This window comes from Salipiger sp. PrR003, from assembly GCF_010500785.1.
GTDB lineage: Bacteria > Pseudomonadota > Alphaproteobacteria > Rhodobacterales > Rhodobacteraceae > Salipiger > Salipiger pacificus_A.
Map to the genome: position 1 here is coordinate 1 of NZ_JAAGOV010000049.1, position 13692 is coordinate 13692.

At 58.4% G+C, this 13692-nt stretch carries 14 protein-coding genes; 6 read left to right on the top strand and 8 right to left on the bottom strand.

From position 1 onward, the window contains the following. Nucleotides 1-174 precede the first annotated feature (174 nt). Nucleotides 175-843, top strand: a complete 669-nt coding sequence (locus G0D83_RS18000; RefSeq protein WP_164196183.1) for a DarT ssDNA thymidine ADP-ribosyltransferase family protein — start codon at nucleotides 175-177, stop codon at nucleotides 841-843. Nucleotides 844-1037: 194 nt separating this feature from the next. On the opposite strand, the gene G0D83_RS18005 is transcribed toward G0D83_RS18000, so the two are convergent. The 6 genes from G0D83_RS18005 to G0D83_RS18030 all read right to left on the bottom strand — a co-directional run bounded on the left by G0D83_RS18005 (nucleotide 1038) and on the right by G0D83_RS18030 (nucleotide 6342). Continuing rightward, complete coding sequence (locus G0D83_RS18005; protein WP_164196184.1) at nucleotides 1038-1577, bottom strand: hypothetical protein; 540 nt, start codon at nucleotides 1575-1577, stop codon at nucleotides 1038-1040. A 292-nt stretch (nucleotides 1578-1869) separates the two neighbouring features. Beyond that, nucleotides 1870-2490, bottom strand: coding sequence for an exopolysaccharide biosynthesis protein (locus tag G0D83_RS18010; protein ID WP_164196251.1), 621 nt, complete (start codon nucleotides 2488-2490; stop codon nucleotides 1870-1872). 87 nt (nucleotides 2491-2577) lie between these two features. Next, the gene (locus G0D83_RS18015) at nucleotides 2578-3477 is read right to left on the bottom strand and encodes an AbaSI family restriction endonuclease (protein ID WP_164196185.1); all 900 of its coding nucleotides are present in this window, start codon (nucleotides 3475-3477) and stop codon (nucleotides 2578-2580) included. A gap of 134 nt (nucleotides 3478-3611) precedes the next feature. After that, nucleotides 3612-4565: a type IV secretory system conjugative DNA transfer family protein gene (locus G0D83_RS18020; RefSeq protein WP_164196186.1), complete on the bottom strand. Its 954-nt coding sequence runs from the start codon at nucleotides 4563-4565 to the stop codon at nucleotides 3612-3614. Between the two features lie 75 nt (nucleotides 4566-4640). Further along, on the bottom strand, nucleotides 4641-5273 hold the full coding sequence (locus G0D83_RS18025) for a DotD/TraH family lipoprotein (protein ID WP_164196187.1): 633 nt from the start codon (nucleotides 5271-5273) through the stop codon (nucleotides 4641-4643). Nucleotides 5274-5619: 346 nt separating this feature from the next. Next, nucleotides 5620-6342: a hypothetical protein gene (locus tag G0D83_RS18030; protein ID WP_164196188.1), complete on the bottom strand. Its 723-nt coding sequence runs from the start codon at nucleotides 6340-6342 to the stop codon at nucleotides 5620-5622. A 148-nt stretch (nucleotides 6343-6490) separates the two neighbouring features. Here G0D83_RS18030 and G0D83_RS18035 point away from each other — a divergent pair, with 148 nt between their 5' ends. From G0D83_RS18035 to G0D83_RS18045, 3 genes are read left to right on the top strand one after another with little or no spacing between them, the layout of a single operon-like run. Beyond that, entirely contained in the window at nucleotides 6491-7030 is a 540-nt protein-coding gene (locus tag G0D83_RS18035) for a hypothetical protein (protein WP_164196189.1), read from the top strand. After that, the gene (locus G0D83_RS18040) at nucleotides 6973-9474 is read left to right on the top strand and encodes a hypothetical protein (protein ID WP_164196190.1); all 2502 of its coding nucleotides are present in this window, start codon (nucleotides 6973-6975) and stop codon (nucleotides 9472-9474) included. Before G0D83_RS18035 ends, G0D83_RS18040 begins: the two co-directional genes overlap by 58 nt. Nucleotides 9475-9522: 48 nt before the next feature. Further along, entirely contained in the window at nucleotides 9523-10125 is a 603-nt protein-coding gene (locus G0D83_RS18045; RefSeq protein ID WP_164196191.1) for a hypothetical protein, read from the top strand. 68 nt (nucleotides 10126-10193) lie between these two features. Here G0D83_RS18045 and G0D83_RS18050 read toward each other — a convergent pair whose 3' ends face one another. Together G0D83_RS18050 and G0D83_RS18055 are read right to left on the bottom strand one after the other, a co-directional pair. Continuing rightward, nucleotides 10194-10373 (bottom strand): hypothetical protein, encoded by a 180-nt coding sequence (locus tag G0D83_RS18050; protein WP_164196192.1) that lies wholly within the window; start codon nucleotides 10371-10373, stop codon nucleotides 10194-10196. A gap of 60 nt (nucleotides 10374-10433) precedes the next feature. Further along, a complete protein-coding gene (locus G0D83_RS18055; protein ID WP_164196193.1) occupies nucleotides 10434-10988 on the bottom strand; it encodes a hypothetical protein in 555 nt (184 codons plus the stop codon). Between the two features lie 131 nt (nucleotides 10989-11119). Between G0D83_RS18055 and G0D83_RS18060 the strand changes: the two genes are divergently transcribed. Next, nucleotides 11120-11353: a hypothetical protein gene (locus G0D83_RS18060; protein ID WP_164196194.1), complete on the top strand. Its 234-nt coding sequence runs from the start codon at nucleotides 11120-11122 to the stop codon at nucleotides 11351-11353. Between the two features lie 142 nt (nucleotides 11354-11495). Then, the gene (locus G0D83_RS18065; RefSeq protein WP_164196195.1) at nucleotides 11496-13652 is read left to right on the top strand and encodes a hypothetical protein; all 2157 of its coding nucleotides are present in this window, start codon (nucleotides 11496-11498) and stop codon (nucleotides 13650-13652) included. The last annotated feature ends 40 nt before the right edge of the window (nucleotides 13653-13692 follow it).

A 13692-nucleotide genomic window follows, 5' to 3' on the forward strand; every position in this document is an offset into this window, starting at 1 on the left:
GCCCGGCCATGCTTCTCCACCCTCGGTGAGACATTTCTGCTTTGCGCAGCCGAGGACATTTCAACTTGGTTGCAACACCGCAACGGATTTTGCGGCGCCCTCAAATCTGTCTTGCCAGCCCCCCGCCCAGCTGTCAGCCTTGCCGGATAAAACCAAAGAATTTCGAGGTCGGGCATGAACAGCGAAAACGGACTGTGGGATGTTGTCCTGGAACAAGGTGTTCAGGAGCTCGTCCACTTCACACGCGTCAAGAACCTTTCAAGCATCCTCACACACGGACTGGTCCCGCGCGCCCTGCACGCCGAGCATGGCATCAGCGCGGTCTACACAGAACCCCAGCCGTCATCTGAGCACCTCGAGGCGGTCTCGCTCTCGGTGACCTGCTTTAACTGGCCGCTGTTCGAAAAAATCGATCGCCGGCGGCCGAGAGCGAGTTGGGTCGTCCTTGCCATCGAGCCGGAGGTTCTCATGGGCGCTGAGTGCCACTTCAAATCTAGTAGTCAGCTCAGCCGGCAATCTATCGCTGGCAACGGGCCGGCAAGTGCGCCGGACGAGTTTCGGATTATGTTCGACGACGTCGCCGTTTGGCCGCATTACCGCGGAAGTTCGTTCAGAGGCGATTGCAAGCTCCAGCCCTGCATGACGACTGATCCCCAAGCAGAGATCCTCTTCCGCGGCCGTATTGGCCCCCAGCACATTCGGGCCCTCTGGTTCGACCAGCCGGACCTTGCTCCGCTTATCGAGCAATTCTGCCAGATTCACGGCATCGAGACGCCCGAGATGCACATCCAGCCACTAATGCCACGACACCAGACCAGCTACATGAAGGCATGCTGGGGCTAGCAGTGGTGCCGTGCCTCTCAGGCAGCTGACACCGCGTTGCTTAACCCGATTTCCACGGCTGAACCGGTGGTAAAGTTGGCTACCGGATCGTCGTGCGGCCCCTACACTGAGAGGCGATGCTGGCAACTTCAAAACGAAGAGCTAGATCGCACCGCCTCCCTCAAACGGCAATTTTTATAGACCTCTGGATACGCTTACAGGAGAGAGCGGAAACGGGGGTCAGTCACGACTTCGTTGATGGACATGCTCAGCGCACGATTGAAAGCGGTCGCTGTGTTGTTGCACGCCGCCATCGCTGTGAAGCTCGTGCTAAAGGGTGTGGTCGAAACCACCTCGTAGCCTGCGTTGCGTTGCGAGCTTGCACGGATGCCGATCTCCCAGGAACCTTCCATCGAGTTCGGAACCAACCGGGTGATCGTGAAGTTCACCGGAACTGCGTTCACGCTAAAAATGCCAGCTTCCAGGAACTCAGCCTGGATCGCCTGCTTGATGGTTGCCGCGACATTGTCTCCGCCTCCAAGGTCGAGGGGGCCAGCAAGGCGACAGGTGGGGCGGGGTTCGATTCCTGCAGCGAGGCTAACAGTGCCCACCGAAGCCCGGTTGCCTTGAGCGGCGATCTGCTGGAGAGCAATAACGTTCTGCGGGCTGCTTTGGTACTGCTGGGCTGTGTAGGTATCGCATCCTGCGAGGGTAATTGCCGATACTGCGCCGATAGCCAAAAGTCGGAAACTCATTAGGTCCTCTTCATCTACTTAAGGAGGCAATACGCCTCGGTATCACGGCTAAACATGGCGTATCGAGACCGCAAACTCTCTAGCCACTAGGGCCAAAAATGCCACTGATGTGTGGCGGATGAGGCAACATTTTTTTCTTAGTCCCTGAGCTATTCGTTCTGCGTTGCAGGCAGGATGTTCACCCAGCTGGCGGTCACCAGGAGTTACCCTGACTGAAGACAACGCCTTTTCGTCGTGGTTTTGATGGCGGCCAATACTAGAGCGATCAGCGATCAGAATACGTTATAGAACGTCAGTTGATCATGGCCTCGGCCCCTGCCCCGACCACGGAGAGCATGAGGCCGGTCAAAGCAACGGAGAAGCCGCCGAACGCAAGTCCCGCCGCAGCAACCAGCCCGTCCTGTTCAACCAGGCCCACGCCGAACACAAACAGAGAGATCGCCGGAAACCATCCGCTGAGCGGCAGCGGTAGGAAGAGTGCGAAGGAGATCACGAACAGAGCGATGCCGAGGATGCGCTCGTTTCGCGTCTGGAAGATGCCTGTATGCCGCTTGCGGAGAATGTTCTCGAGGCGCCGGGTGATCGGTCGAAGCCGGAGAACCGTGCTGCGAAGTTTTTTGTGGTCAATTTTCAGAGTCGAGAGGCGACGTGGCAGTCGCACGTGTGGGTAGCCCAGCGCCATCTGGGCAGTGGTGACGAGTAGCGGCAGCGCCGTGATCAGGGTGAACCCAGGCGGCAGAGGCAGCAGGTTCACGATCGACAAGACGACAATCGCCCATCCGAAGGACGCTTCACCAAGGTCCGACAGGAGATTTCCGACCGTCAGACAACCTGCGCTGTGCTGGCGTTTCGACGACCGGATGATGGGAAGTGAGAGCGACGCTCTGCGGCGTCTCTTGGTCTGAGCGTGAATTTCAGGTCCCTCCCACCGCGGCGTACGCCGGCTCCTCCAGACATAGCGATCTGGAGGGCCTTGTGAAGGGGCTGGCCTAAGAGAAGTCTACACTGTGTCAGAAGACTGAGGACCTCTTGGGAAGGTCCGCACGCGCGTTGCTACTCGCTGGAACTTGTTAAGTTGACTATTTGTGTACCCAGGGATTGCTTCAAAGACACCGACAAAGCGGTATAGCGTCCGACCAAGAACGTCGCGAGACTGCGCCATCACAATTCTCTTGCCCCAGTCCTGGTCATAGGTGGCCTCCGGTGATCTGCTCTGTTCTGTGATGGTCTGTCCATCGTCGGAGAGGCTGTTGATCCAGTTGGCTGTCTCCCAGAGCTTCGGAAACCAAACGGTCCAGAGCCCTTCCTCTCCAATTGCAGCCACTACCGATTGGGGCAGTTTCCAAACCGCCTGCCGGTAGAGTCCCTTGCTATAGCCGAAGCAAGCGAGCGCATCTTGATGTCGTCGGAAGAGTGCGTTGGGTCCCACTTCGACGTAGCCATTTCTGATGTGGAAGTCCGGGCTCAGCTCGTTTTCGTAGTCCCAGGGTTGAAAAATGCCTTCGTCCATCGCTCTTTGCTTGCGTTCCTGGACCTGTCGCACAAAGGCATCGATCCGGCTGTCAAACTCTGAAAGCGATGCGATGTCGTGGGCTACGATGCGAACCTCCTCGAGATTGGCAGCTTCAGCAATATCGAGCCGGCGTTTCGCATCTGCGATCTGTGCTTCGTCACTGGCGTGATGACCTTCGTCTATCTCCAGGTACATGCCCAACTGCGGGAAATAAAGGTCGGCCAGGTAGACCTTTGACTGGTCTCTTCGGCGGATGGCCTGCTGGCATACGAAAGCCAAGGTTTTGTCGTCGAGCCGGTGGTATATCCTCGATATTGCGTAGTGCTCCCAGCGCTTCTTGCGTGTCTTCGCCAGCGATCTGAGGATGTAGTCTGCCTTACTTGTCAAAACTGCCCCCTAGTTCATCTCCGGGCCCGTTTTATCGAAGGGACTGCTTCTGGCAAGGTTCGAAGAACGAAAAGAGGGAGAGCCGAAGCTCTCCCTCTCTCAGATCGCCGCCCGTCGCAGGTCGGGAGACGAAATCAGTATTGGCGATGGGCATCGTTCGGGTAGTCGAAGATCCGGGTCTCCTGATCATTGGGCCGTGCGTACTCGCCGGGTGAGCCATTGGTGATCGTCGGCGTCCAGAGCGAGGTGTCGGTCTGCAGCTGCGGATCTCGGGTGATGCGGATGGCCCGGTCGTTGACCCGCATATCCGAGCCTGACCCCGTCACGCCCAGCGGTGCCTTGGAGACCACCGGCGCGCTCACCTTGCCTTCCGCCAGCAGCTCCTTGAACTTCAGCATCCCGCCATAGTCCCGGTCGAGCCGGTTGAGGTCGGACTGGAAGATCGCGTTTGCCTGCTTCACGCCGGCATCCCAACCCTCGGAGACATAGTGCTCCCAGACATCTCGCTCCCCTGGTGTCCGTGGCAGGATTTCGTCCGGAGGCCGCTTGGGCGTTGAGTACTCGCGGATGAGGTAGGTGTGCCACATCGGCGGCACGGGTGAGAACCGCGCCTGAGAGATGATCTGGTAGACCGTGTCCGACACGCGAATGGTTTTCCCAGCGTCGGACATCTCATAGCTATCCTCAGCCTCGGAGATCACCGGCGGCAGGACGACGGAGTTATCGGGGCCCCGGATCATGACCTTCCTGAAGTCGTAGATCTGGTCAAGCTTGTCTGCGCGCTCCCGCAACATCAGGTTGGTCTGCCTCGTGGCGTGAGCCAGACCACCGCGGGCACCGAAGGCTTGCGCAGTCTCCTTCAGCGCTGGGCGCCGGAGCTTGTCTTCCTCAGTCGCATCCTCCTCGAGCTCATCTCCGATCGGCTCCAGCTTCTGCAGTTCTGCCAGAGAGCTCGTGGACTCCTTGGTGATGCTCTCCAGGTGCTTAAGGCCTTCGTTGACGCCAGCCCGCGGACCCGGCATGGGCGCCGAGCTTTCCCGGCCCATCTGGTGGGCCGCAGAAACCTTTGGTGCGGTGTCGAATGGCATGGTCTGGGAACATGCTGTCAGGAGAAGACCCCCGACAGCGATGCCCAGAATTCTGGTCGAAGTCATGAGGCCCCCTTACTTGCCGAGGCTCTCTTTGTGGTTGCGGACCGCGGTCGGAGCTTTCGGCGGCGCCTTGAACGACGGAGCGCTCATGCGCGGCGCGCCAGGTCTCGAGGCCTCGGCCACACTGTTGCTGTGGTAGCGGAACTCGATGCGCTTGGCATTCGGGTCCACGAAGACCTCTGCGTACTGTGCCACCTGGTAGCCGATGTCCTCGAAGACCTTGATGGCGGGCTCATCAACCGAAGAGACCGAGACCATGATGTCGACGACAGGCTCCTGCCCCACCACGGCATATTTGTAGCCGATGTTGCGTGCCAGTTCGCCCACGAGGTCGACGCCCGGCCCGGTCCACTCGATCGTCGTCGGCCGGCGCAGCTCGGGCGGAAGCTTGTTCATTTCCTCGCCATCCATGGCCGGCTCAGTGGGTGCGGTGCGAGTCCGCTCGATCTGCGCGAGCGTCTCATTGGCATTGGCCGAACGCTCGGCGGCTTTGGCCAGGGTGTCATCGATTTGGCGAGCCGCCTTGGAATCCCAGCTGTCGTTGTCCGGGAAGTTCCGGTCCTTGGTGCCGAAATCGATGGCGTCGGTGCAGGCGCTGGTTCCCAGAAGGGCCAGGATGGCTGCGGTCTTGATAATGGTGTTCATGTTTACTCCTGCGATGGTAGTCGGCCCCGCGCGAAGACGTGGCCGCAGACCATAAGAAGCACATGAAGGTTAGCCGCCGATTAATCCCCAATAATCAGAGGGGATGGAACATCATGTCAGCCTAGCTGAACCGATCGTCATGTGCGTGGTTCTAGAGTAGTATACCTAGGAAGTTATATGTCTCTGGAGGTATACTACTCATCACCGCTAGTTTAGTGACCAGAGGTCTTGGGGCCGTCACGATTAGGCCGGTGGCCTAGCACTGTCCAGGCCTGCCTGAGGCCGTTGCCATTGAGAGCACACGAAAGTTAGCTCGCGGCGATCCTGAAATTTGAGAGGCACCCGATCATATGGACGCCGCCGGGTAGGACACGTCGGATGCCTCCGGTTCCTCCCCAGTATATCGTGGCCGGACGGCTGCGAGGACCGCTTCAGCCCCGAACGGGGCGGCGGCGAACATCTCGGCTCGTACCCGGTGCTCGAGAGGTCCGTTGGTAAGACGCTCAATCCGCGCGTCAAAGTGCTTCTGCGCATCCGCCTGAGCTTCGAGACGGGAGGTTCTGAGAGGTGCATCCTTGCATTGCCATCCGGCTTCGCACCGCGAGACAATGTATCGGAATGGCCAAGGATAGTCCTTGCCTCCCATGCTCATCATGTTCCCCGCCCGGGTCATGGTGAAGGGGATTGCTCGGACCGCAAAGCTGGGGTCTCCTGAAAACTCGGTGGCGAGTTCGTCGACTACCGATTGAGCTCCAGGCTCGCCCATAACGCTGCTGAGATCGGGCAAAACTTCAGCAAGAAATTCCTCGATCGGACGCGATACCATGCAGCGTCGAATGCAGAGTTCGAAATGCTCCCGTACCGCATTTACCATCACTTCCGCGTCTTCGTGATCCGGGATTCCTTCCACGTTGCACCGATACATGCCCCCATTTGGAAGGCGCATGTTCAAGTAGCTGAACCCCCATTCGTCGCCTTCCTCAACCGGCCAGAGTAGTTCTCCACTCTGAAATTTCTTCCAGGGGATGTCGATCGGGGCGGGTTGGTTCCAGCTTACATGGAGGGACATGGAGGCACTTCTTTCGTATTGGGTCCGTTATAGAATAGATCAGAGGTCTCGGCATGTGAAGGGCCGGTAGATTTGTTCTGATTTTCCGCGGGCTGAAACTTTTTGTTTTCCAGTTGTGGTGTACCTGAACTCCAAACAGGAGAAGTTCATGTACGACATCGTCAACGAAGATCGCATTGATCAGGAGCTCGCGCGCATTTTCAGGGGAGTGTCCAAGGACGCCCGGATCGCACGCTGGCTCAAAAAGAGGGGCGCCGCCTTCCTGAAATCTCGCGTCTCGGACGTGATCGAGGTCCACCCGACCTCCCCCGGCGCTCGGAATTTCCCTCAATGGGCGATGGCAAAGATGGCCAAGGATGAGCCTGTCTTCATGTTCGCGCTGGGCCACGGAAGTCTCGACCAGCTCACGCACGTCAAGGACCTGTTCGAAGCCCTGCTCGATGAGGAGGCCAACCAGTCCCCTGCCCGTAAGGAGAGCGCCGCGAAAATTCTGAATTCTCTGTCGCAATACGACATGGTGGGCGCCTACTGGCGGACGAATTCTTCGAAACGATGTCGCGGCACAATATCCAGCATGCCGGCCGCAGCCGGAACGCGATCTTTGCGACCGGCCGAGAGGACGAGGAGCCGGTGCAGATCAAGACCGAGGATGGGCTGGTTTGGCGCCAGGTGGTACCGCGCGGTCTAAAAACTGTCGGGGTGGTCCTGAAGAACTGTATTGGCGGCCGCAGCTACGCGACATCGGTCAAGAATGGGCGGAGCGAGGTCTGGTGCCTGGTCAATGAGACGTCCGATGATGACTTCGATGCCCAGCGCGACATCAAGATGGTGGCGCAGATCGACCTGAAGAGTTCTCGCATCGTAGAGGCGAAGGGTCCGGGCAATCGCCTCATGCCTCAGTATGCGATGGAGCTGCAGGAGTTGGCTGAGGCCAAGGACGTCGAGTATTCGCGAGCGACGGCTGGCGGTGTGGCCGTTTCCACTCGTGGCCAGTTTGTGGCTGACTACCGGAAGCTGTCTCAGGTTGGCCAATACGAGGTGTTCGTGTCCAACAAGGCGAGTGAGGCCGTGCATTGGGCGAGAGATAGCGATGTTGTTGAAACGTACTCTCTGGTGGTCGGGGTTGAGCTCGAGAATGGTCGTCTAGCGAGGAACACCGTGGGCACGCTGTGGAAGAACAAATTGACCGGCGCAGAGGCGGTGAGCCTGATCGAAGCGCAGATCTTCAAAACCGAGGGAGGCGTAGTTTACGACAAAGTGGCCGCTGTGGTGGAGGCTCTGAAGGAGGTCACAACGCCGGGCAAGCTTGTGTGTCTGGAAGCAAGCCTCCTCAGCAAGGGGCGTGAGGCTGTAAAATCTGAAAGAAGCGATTTGAAGATCGACAGGTTTGGCGAGCTCTTTATGTCTCCTGAGGGCGAATTCAGGAACTTCATGGACACTTTCGTCTATGAAGATGGCGACGAGAATGTGGAGTTCTCTGTCACTGAGGATGGGATCGTTCTTGTGAAAGACCTGGCGCTCGAACGGATCGGGGCTTCTGGGCATCATATCCTGTCTGGCGCGCCGCAAATCCGGGCTGCGGCCGCCACCTGCAGTGCGCAGAGCCCACTTGGGCGTGGAGCATGGCGCCGGAGGGTTACGATGGTCGAGCGGGAGCCCACTTCACTCAAAGCGATCGGGAGCTCGGACGGCATTTCTCAGAAGGCCTTCAAGTCACTGCGGGGCTTCGACGTGTCGGGTGAGATGACGGCCCTTACCATGCAGCATCGAGACCCTATCGCTCCTGTTGGCTTCCTGATGGCCCACGACCAGGTGGCCGACTTCATCGGGGACTTCCTTGAGCACGCAACGCCGCTCGAGAACGGTCTGAAAGTGATCAATGCAGGCCAGGATGGAAATGCAGTCTTCTTGGAGACCTCTACTGGAGGCGTTGCGATTGCTGAGCTCCGATCATCTGCCAAAATGGAGAAGCTCGTCGACTACAGCTATGGGACTTTCCGAGATGGCTCTGTTGTGCATGATCTGAGTAATGTGTCAGCGGAAGTGCAGCGAAAACACCCGGAGGTGTTCTCAGTGGCGACGCTTCGAGATATCGATCAGCTCCGCGCCGAGACGGGTGCCCTGCCCTTCAGGTCGGCAGCCGATACCACTGACTACTTCCCGATTAATCTTGTCCGGGATGGCAAGCTGCTACCCAGCCAGTTGAAGAACCTTGGGTCAGATCAGACGCCGATCTTCCGACTGGACTCACCAGTGCGTTACGTGGTCGTCGAGCCAGGCCCGGATGGGCGGATGGAGACCGGCAGTATCGCATGGGTGGCCGGCAAGCGGCCCCGCGGCGAGATCACGGTGCACAATGTCCTGCCCGGTGGCGGTGCCCATCTGGCGCGCGCCCTCGAGGAGAAGACCTGGAGGATTGCAGACAAGAAGGGCCGATACGTCAACCGCGACCTGAAGGCCGAAGGCTTCCGGATTGCAAACGGCGCACTCATGGAGATTGCATTCGCGAATGTCGATGAGCTTTCCAAGGATGGCTTCTCGGTAGAACGCCTGCCTGCGCACCTCAGTGATGAGCGGCAATGGTATGTCCATCACGAGAACCTACGTCAAATCGCAACGGTCTCGGCTGCCGGCGTCGAGGAGCCCAAGGTAGCTGGGCGTACGCGTGCGGAAGTCTTCTTCCGAGAAGATGACCCCATCAGCGATAAGTCTCGGAACTTCATCGTCGACGTGATCAATGGCGCCAATCTCGCACTCACCGAACGTGATATGGAGATGCTCGGGGTCGAACAGTTCGATGACAGTACCTACTTGGTTGTTCGGGATAGTAGTCTGGAGGATTGTTATGATCTGTCAGACACGCACTACCTGGGACGCATCATTCCCTCGACGAAGGATTATCCAGGAATGGAGGCTACGGGCATGTTCCTGAAAATGTGCTGGTCTCTCGTGAACAAGGAGACCGGGAAGATGGAAGCGATCATGTCTGACGACGGCTTCAGGTCTGAGAGCAGCTCGCTAGGCATTCTCAGGTCGGCTGCGACCCTTGTTGACCACCTTGAGAACGGTGACGTTCACCTCATCGAAAAGTACACGACGCCAGAGCTCGATCAGGTTAGCTGCGTGACCTGATCGTCCCTTGCGACCTGGTGGTCACCTCCGAGCCAAAGAGGTGACAACATGACAAACTTCCTGAATTCCTATGCGACCGAAGCTGACGGCTTCCGTATCCTTGTCGAGCCGGATCCCAACGCACGCTCACCGCGGGAGTCTGGCTTCAGGAACCTTGGCCATATCCGCATTCCGCCGGACAAGCGCTTTGGTCGCCTCACGTCTGACGACGTGGCAGATCGCACAAGCCTTGGGTCAATGGTGTGCAGATATGGCACGGACAAGGATGCCATCGCCCTGCCCCTCTATGCGATCTACACCGGTGACGAGACCTCGGGATATTTTCAGATTCACCGATCTCCATTCTTTGCCGACCGGCAAGGCGCGCAGGTTGGCTATATCGCGGCCACCCATTCCGAGGTCCTGGGCTACTTCAATCGTCCATCCATGAGCGAAGAGCTCTACCGCGCGTCTGTCGACCGGATGACCGACGAGATCATGCTGATGAACACCTACCTTTGTGGTGAAGTCTATCGGTACCAGGTGATGGATGCGGAAGATGAGGTCGTGGCCCAGGGCAGCTCGATCTACGAGTCCGAGATGGCGGTTGATGAGGCAATGGAAGCTGTCGAGCGCCTTAAGGCAAGTACGGTCCCGGGGATGCTGATGTAGGCCATACCCGGGAAGCCAGACGGGCGGAACTTCGCTTGCCGTTCAGACTGAGTGCAGAGAGGATAAGTTCAGCGTGCCAGCGCGTTGTCGAATTTGCCCCGTGGCGCTGTGTCAATCATGTGACGAACTTGAGCGTCGTCGGGGCGCTCGAACTCGGCGGTTTTGCGAACCACATGAAGGGTGTAGGTGATCGCACCACCGGAAAGGCAGACCGCAGAAGCGGAGAGAAGGATCTCGAACAGGGTCATCATGGCCTCCTTGTCTCCACTATATGGGGTGATCGTACGGAAAATACGACCCTCTGCTCTTCAATCATCATGGCAAAGTTTTGCTAGGCTGTTAAGTGTCTTTGCTCGATCCTCGTATTGATCGGCTCGGTTTAGGAGCTTCATGCGTCCAAACCAGGTTGTTCCCGCACCAACAGCCAGCGTCACAAAGACGAATGCTGCGACCGGCATGGCGATTGTTCCGGCGAGCCCTGCTATCGCCGCGGCGCCTGAAAGCCCCATGAGCGTGGTCTGAAGTGGCCCTAGGCCGGTCTCGGCCGGCCGTCTAGTCTTGCGCTCGGCTCTCAACTGCTCCACGGCCGCTCGCTTAAGCCAGTTCGCCAACACCTCCGGAACATCCGGGTCGTTAATGCGCTGGAGGGCCATCTTCAATGCTGTATGGCCGCCGGGATGATCGGCAAGTGCCAAGATACCTGCGCGAACCGTGTCCCAGTCGACATTCTTTCGCATCGCGGCATCTCCGGCGTGGCGAACTATACCGCCTGCGATGTCATCGATCTGGATCATGAACGCATTGATGAGATCACGAGCCGATAAACGCAAGCCGAAACAAGGAGAACCGCTGAATCTGATCATGCTGTGCCTGGCACATCTTCATGGCGCAAGTTTGCAGCCGTCCGGCGACCGCGGGGTGAATGCTGGATGCTTGGCACGGGGCCACGCAGAGCTACCTAAAGCAGGTATGATCGTACGGAAAGGGACGCACCATGCTTCAAGAAAAGCGCAAAGATCTGGACTCCGAGAAACGTAAGAAGCTGCTCGAGAGCCTCTTGCAGGAGATGGCGCGCGACAATCCAGACCTCTATTACCAGTCCACCAGCGAAATCGCTCAGTTGTTGAAGGCACGCATCGACCGCGGCACCGCGCTCCACCCTGAGCAGCGTGAACTGCTCTCCGGCCTTGGTCCGCATGACATCAAGCTTCTGCTCAGCCTTCACTGAAGCCCGCCTCCGACCTTATTCGCGACATCAAATAGCGTTGTGGATGTTGGGGCCTGCTCCATTGCTGCTCGAAGAAGCCGGTTTCCCTGAAAAGTAAGTTCGCCTATTGTTCTCGTGGTGGTTTGCCTAGACGGGTTCGAACGTGGAAGCGGAAAAGAAACCAGACCCTACGAACAGTCTGCGCTGCGTGCTGGCGGCTACGGGGGACGGGCCGCGGACGGTCTTTGCCCAAGAGCCCGGAAATCGGGATGGCCGCCTGATCCACATCGATGACGCCCCCAACGGGAAGACCGGCCTTGTGTGTCCTGACTGCCTGCATGAGGTCGTCGCGCGGCAGGGTGAGAAACGTCGACACAGCTTTGCCCATTGGAAGGGTGGCGACTGTGTATTTGCAGGCGAGACCGCTGTGCATCGTCTGGCGAAGGACATCATCGCCCAGCGCGGGCACCTGCTCATCCCGGCAATAGAGATCATCGATGTGGGGGGAAAGAAGCAGCTGAACCCAGCAACTACGATGTCTTTCGATGAGGTTCTGGTCGAGCGCTATGCAGGGACACAGCGGCCGGACCTGATTGGGATCGTCACTGATCGCTATGGCGAAGAGCACCGCCTCATGATCGAGATCCACGTCACCAACCCCGTCTATGGGCGCAGGAAGAGGAAGCTTGCGCTGCAGAAGCATACGGTGATGGAGATCGACCTCTCCAAGATTGACCGCGATATCGACGAAGAGGCACTGGCAGCAGCCGTGCTGCGCGATGCTCCTCGAAAGTGGGTGACACATCTTCGTCGGGACACACTTCAGAAAGAAGCGGACGAGCGTCTCAAGAAGGAAGAGGAGGATCGCAAGAGGCGTCAGTCCCACGCGATCATGGAGCGGGAGCAGCGGGATATCGCGAGAACGCAATCGCTCGTGATCCCGGCCCGCGTGCCAGAGGGAAAGGAAGCTGACCAAGCCATTCGTGACCTCGCCCTGTGGCGGGCGATCGAATTTCAGGATGTCATCCTTGTCGTGTCAGCACAGGACGCGATTTTTACGGTTCCGCCTGAGTTCTGGCGTGCCCGAGTGATGTCGGTCTTCGCCCCGTGGGACGTCCATGCAGAATTTCAGGAGCGCGACTTTCTGAGAATTGCGTCGGCCGCCGCTCGAGACCTGAAGGCTCTTGGTTGGGTGAAGAAAGCCTACTTCTCAGTGGAGAAAGATTTCACCGGGCGCGGCTTTAGGGAACGTGACTTCGTGGAGGATGCCTGTGCTGCGCTCCTTGAAAACGTTGCTGCGGCGTCGTCGGGCAAGTCGTCCGGAGCGCAGGCACTGACACTGACGAATGCCATCAGGGCAAAGTGGGAAGCTTTCAAGGAGGCACGCTCGAGCATTCTCGCGCTGTCCGAGGCGCTGCACGCATATGGCGCCAAGCTTTACCATGGGGGCAGACATTTGGACGATTTGGCCGCGGTCGAAGACTACCTGGTCAACGCGGGTGCTCAGGGTGTGCGACCGCCGGCGAGCTATTTTGATGGCCTCCTCTGGGAACTCAACCACGGTCACCCCCCCTATGGGCGACGGACAGATGTCAGTATGATGGAGAGGATGGGCCTTCGTCCGGTGTCCGATGAAGGCGAGGTCCTGGACTTGGGCGGGCTAATGATAGCCGCCTCGTGTGACAAGGCGCAGGTTCTCCAGCGGCAGATCGATACAAGAGTGAAAGAAGCGCTTCAAAAGTGCCTAGCCTATTTCAGGAAGCTTGAGGACGAATGGCCAGGGCTCCGAGATATCCTGAATAGGAGCATGGTAGGAGAACTGCGCCGCCTGCAAGACAAGGCCCCAGGGTTCGAGATCAAGATCGACATGGACTTGTCCCGCCCTGAAAAGTCGGCGGAGGAGCAGCTGGCCAGAGCGTTGTGCCCTGCCCGGCGGTTGGCCAAGGACCTTGCTCGGGCAGTTGCATTTTCAGAGTCTGCGGGTGACCAGGCAACGCGGGAATGGGTGTTCTATACCTGCGCTCGAATGGCAGCTGCGTCAAGCGACAGCAAGAGTGCTCTGCCGGGCCTCGGGCGGGAAACCGATTTTACGGCCATCAATGCACTCATGCGGACCTTGCAGGAGAAGTCCCATAAGCATGGGTATGGTGCCGACTTTCAGCGTCGAGCACTGGGCAGCCCTCCTCCCGGAGAGGATCGGCCGCTTCTAGAGGTCATTCTGGCAGGCGAGCGGATGAGCTATCTGAAAGCCCTCGCCGATATTCGTCAGAGGTCGTTTCCGTCGCCTTGGGTCATGAAGGAAGACTCGAGGCATCGATAAGCTGCCACGAGCTCGGAGAAATTAATGATCGCGCCTTGCG

Coding starts and splice junctions, on each gene's coding strand:
- G0D83_RS18050 (WP_164196192.1), bottom strand. CDS start 10,373: ATGACCCTGTTCGAGATCCTTCTCTCCGCTTCTGCGGTCTGCCTTTCC.
- G0D83_RS18025 (WP_164196187.1), bottom strand. CDS start 5,273: ATGAACACCATTATCAAGACCGCAGCCATCCTGGCCCTTCTGGGAACC.
- G0D83_RS18030 (WP_164196188.1), bottom strand. CDS start 6,342: ATGTCCCTCCATGTAAGCTGGAACCAACCCGCCCCGATCGACATCCCC.
- G0D83_RS18060 (WP_164196194.1), top strand. CDS start 11,120: ATGCTTCAAGAAAAGCGCAAAGATCTGGACTCCGAGAAACGTAAGAAG.
- G0D83_RS18005 (WP_164196184.1), bottom strand. CDS start 1,577: ATGAGTTTCCGACTTTTGGCTATCGGCGCAGTATCGGCAATTACCCTC.
- G0D83_RS18020 (WP_164196186.1), bottom strand. CDS start 4,565: ATGCCATTCGACACCGCACCAAAGGTTTCTGCGGCCCACCAGATGGGC.
- G0D83_RS18045 (WP_164196191.1), top strand. CDS start 9,523: ATGACAAACTTCCTGAATTCCTATGCGACCGAAGCTGACGGCTTCCGT.
- G0D83_RS18055 (WP_164196193.1), bottom strand. CDS start 10,988: ATGATCAGATTCAGCGGTTCTCCTTGTTTCGGCTTGCGTTTATCGGCT.
- G0D83_RS18035 (WP_164196189.1), top strand. CDS start 6,491: ATGTACGACATCGTCAACGAAGATCGCATTGATCAGGAGCTCGCGCGC.
- G0D83_RS18000 (WP_164196183.1), top strand. CDS start 175: ATGAACAGCGAAAACGGACTGTGGGATGTTGTCCTGGAACAAGGTGTT.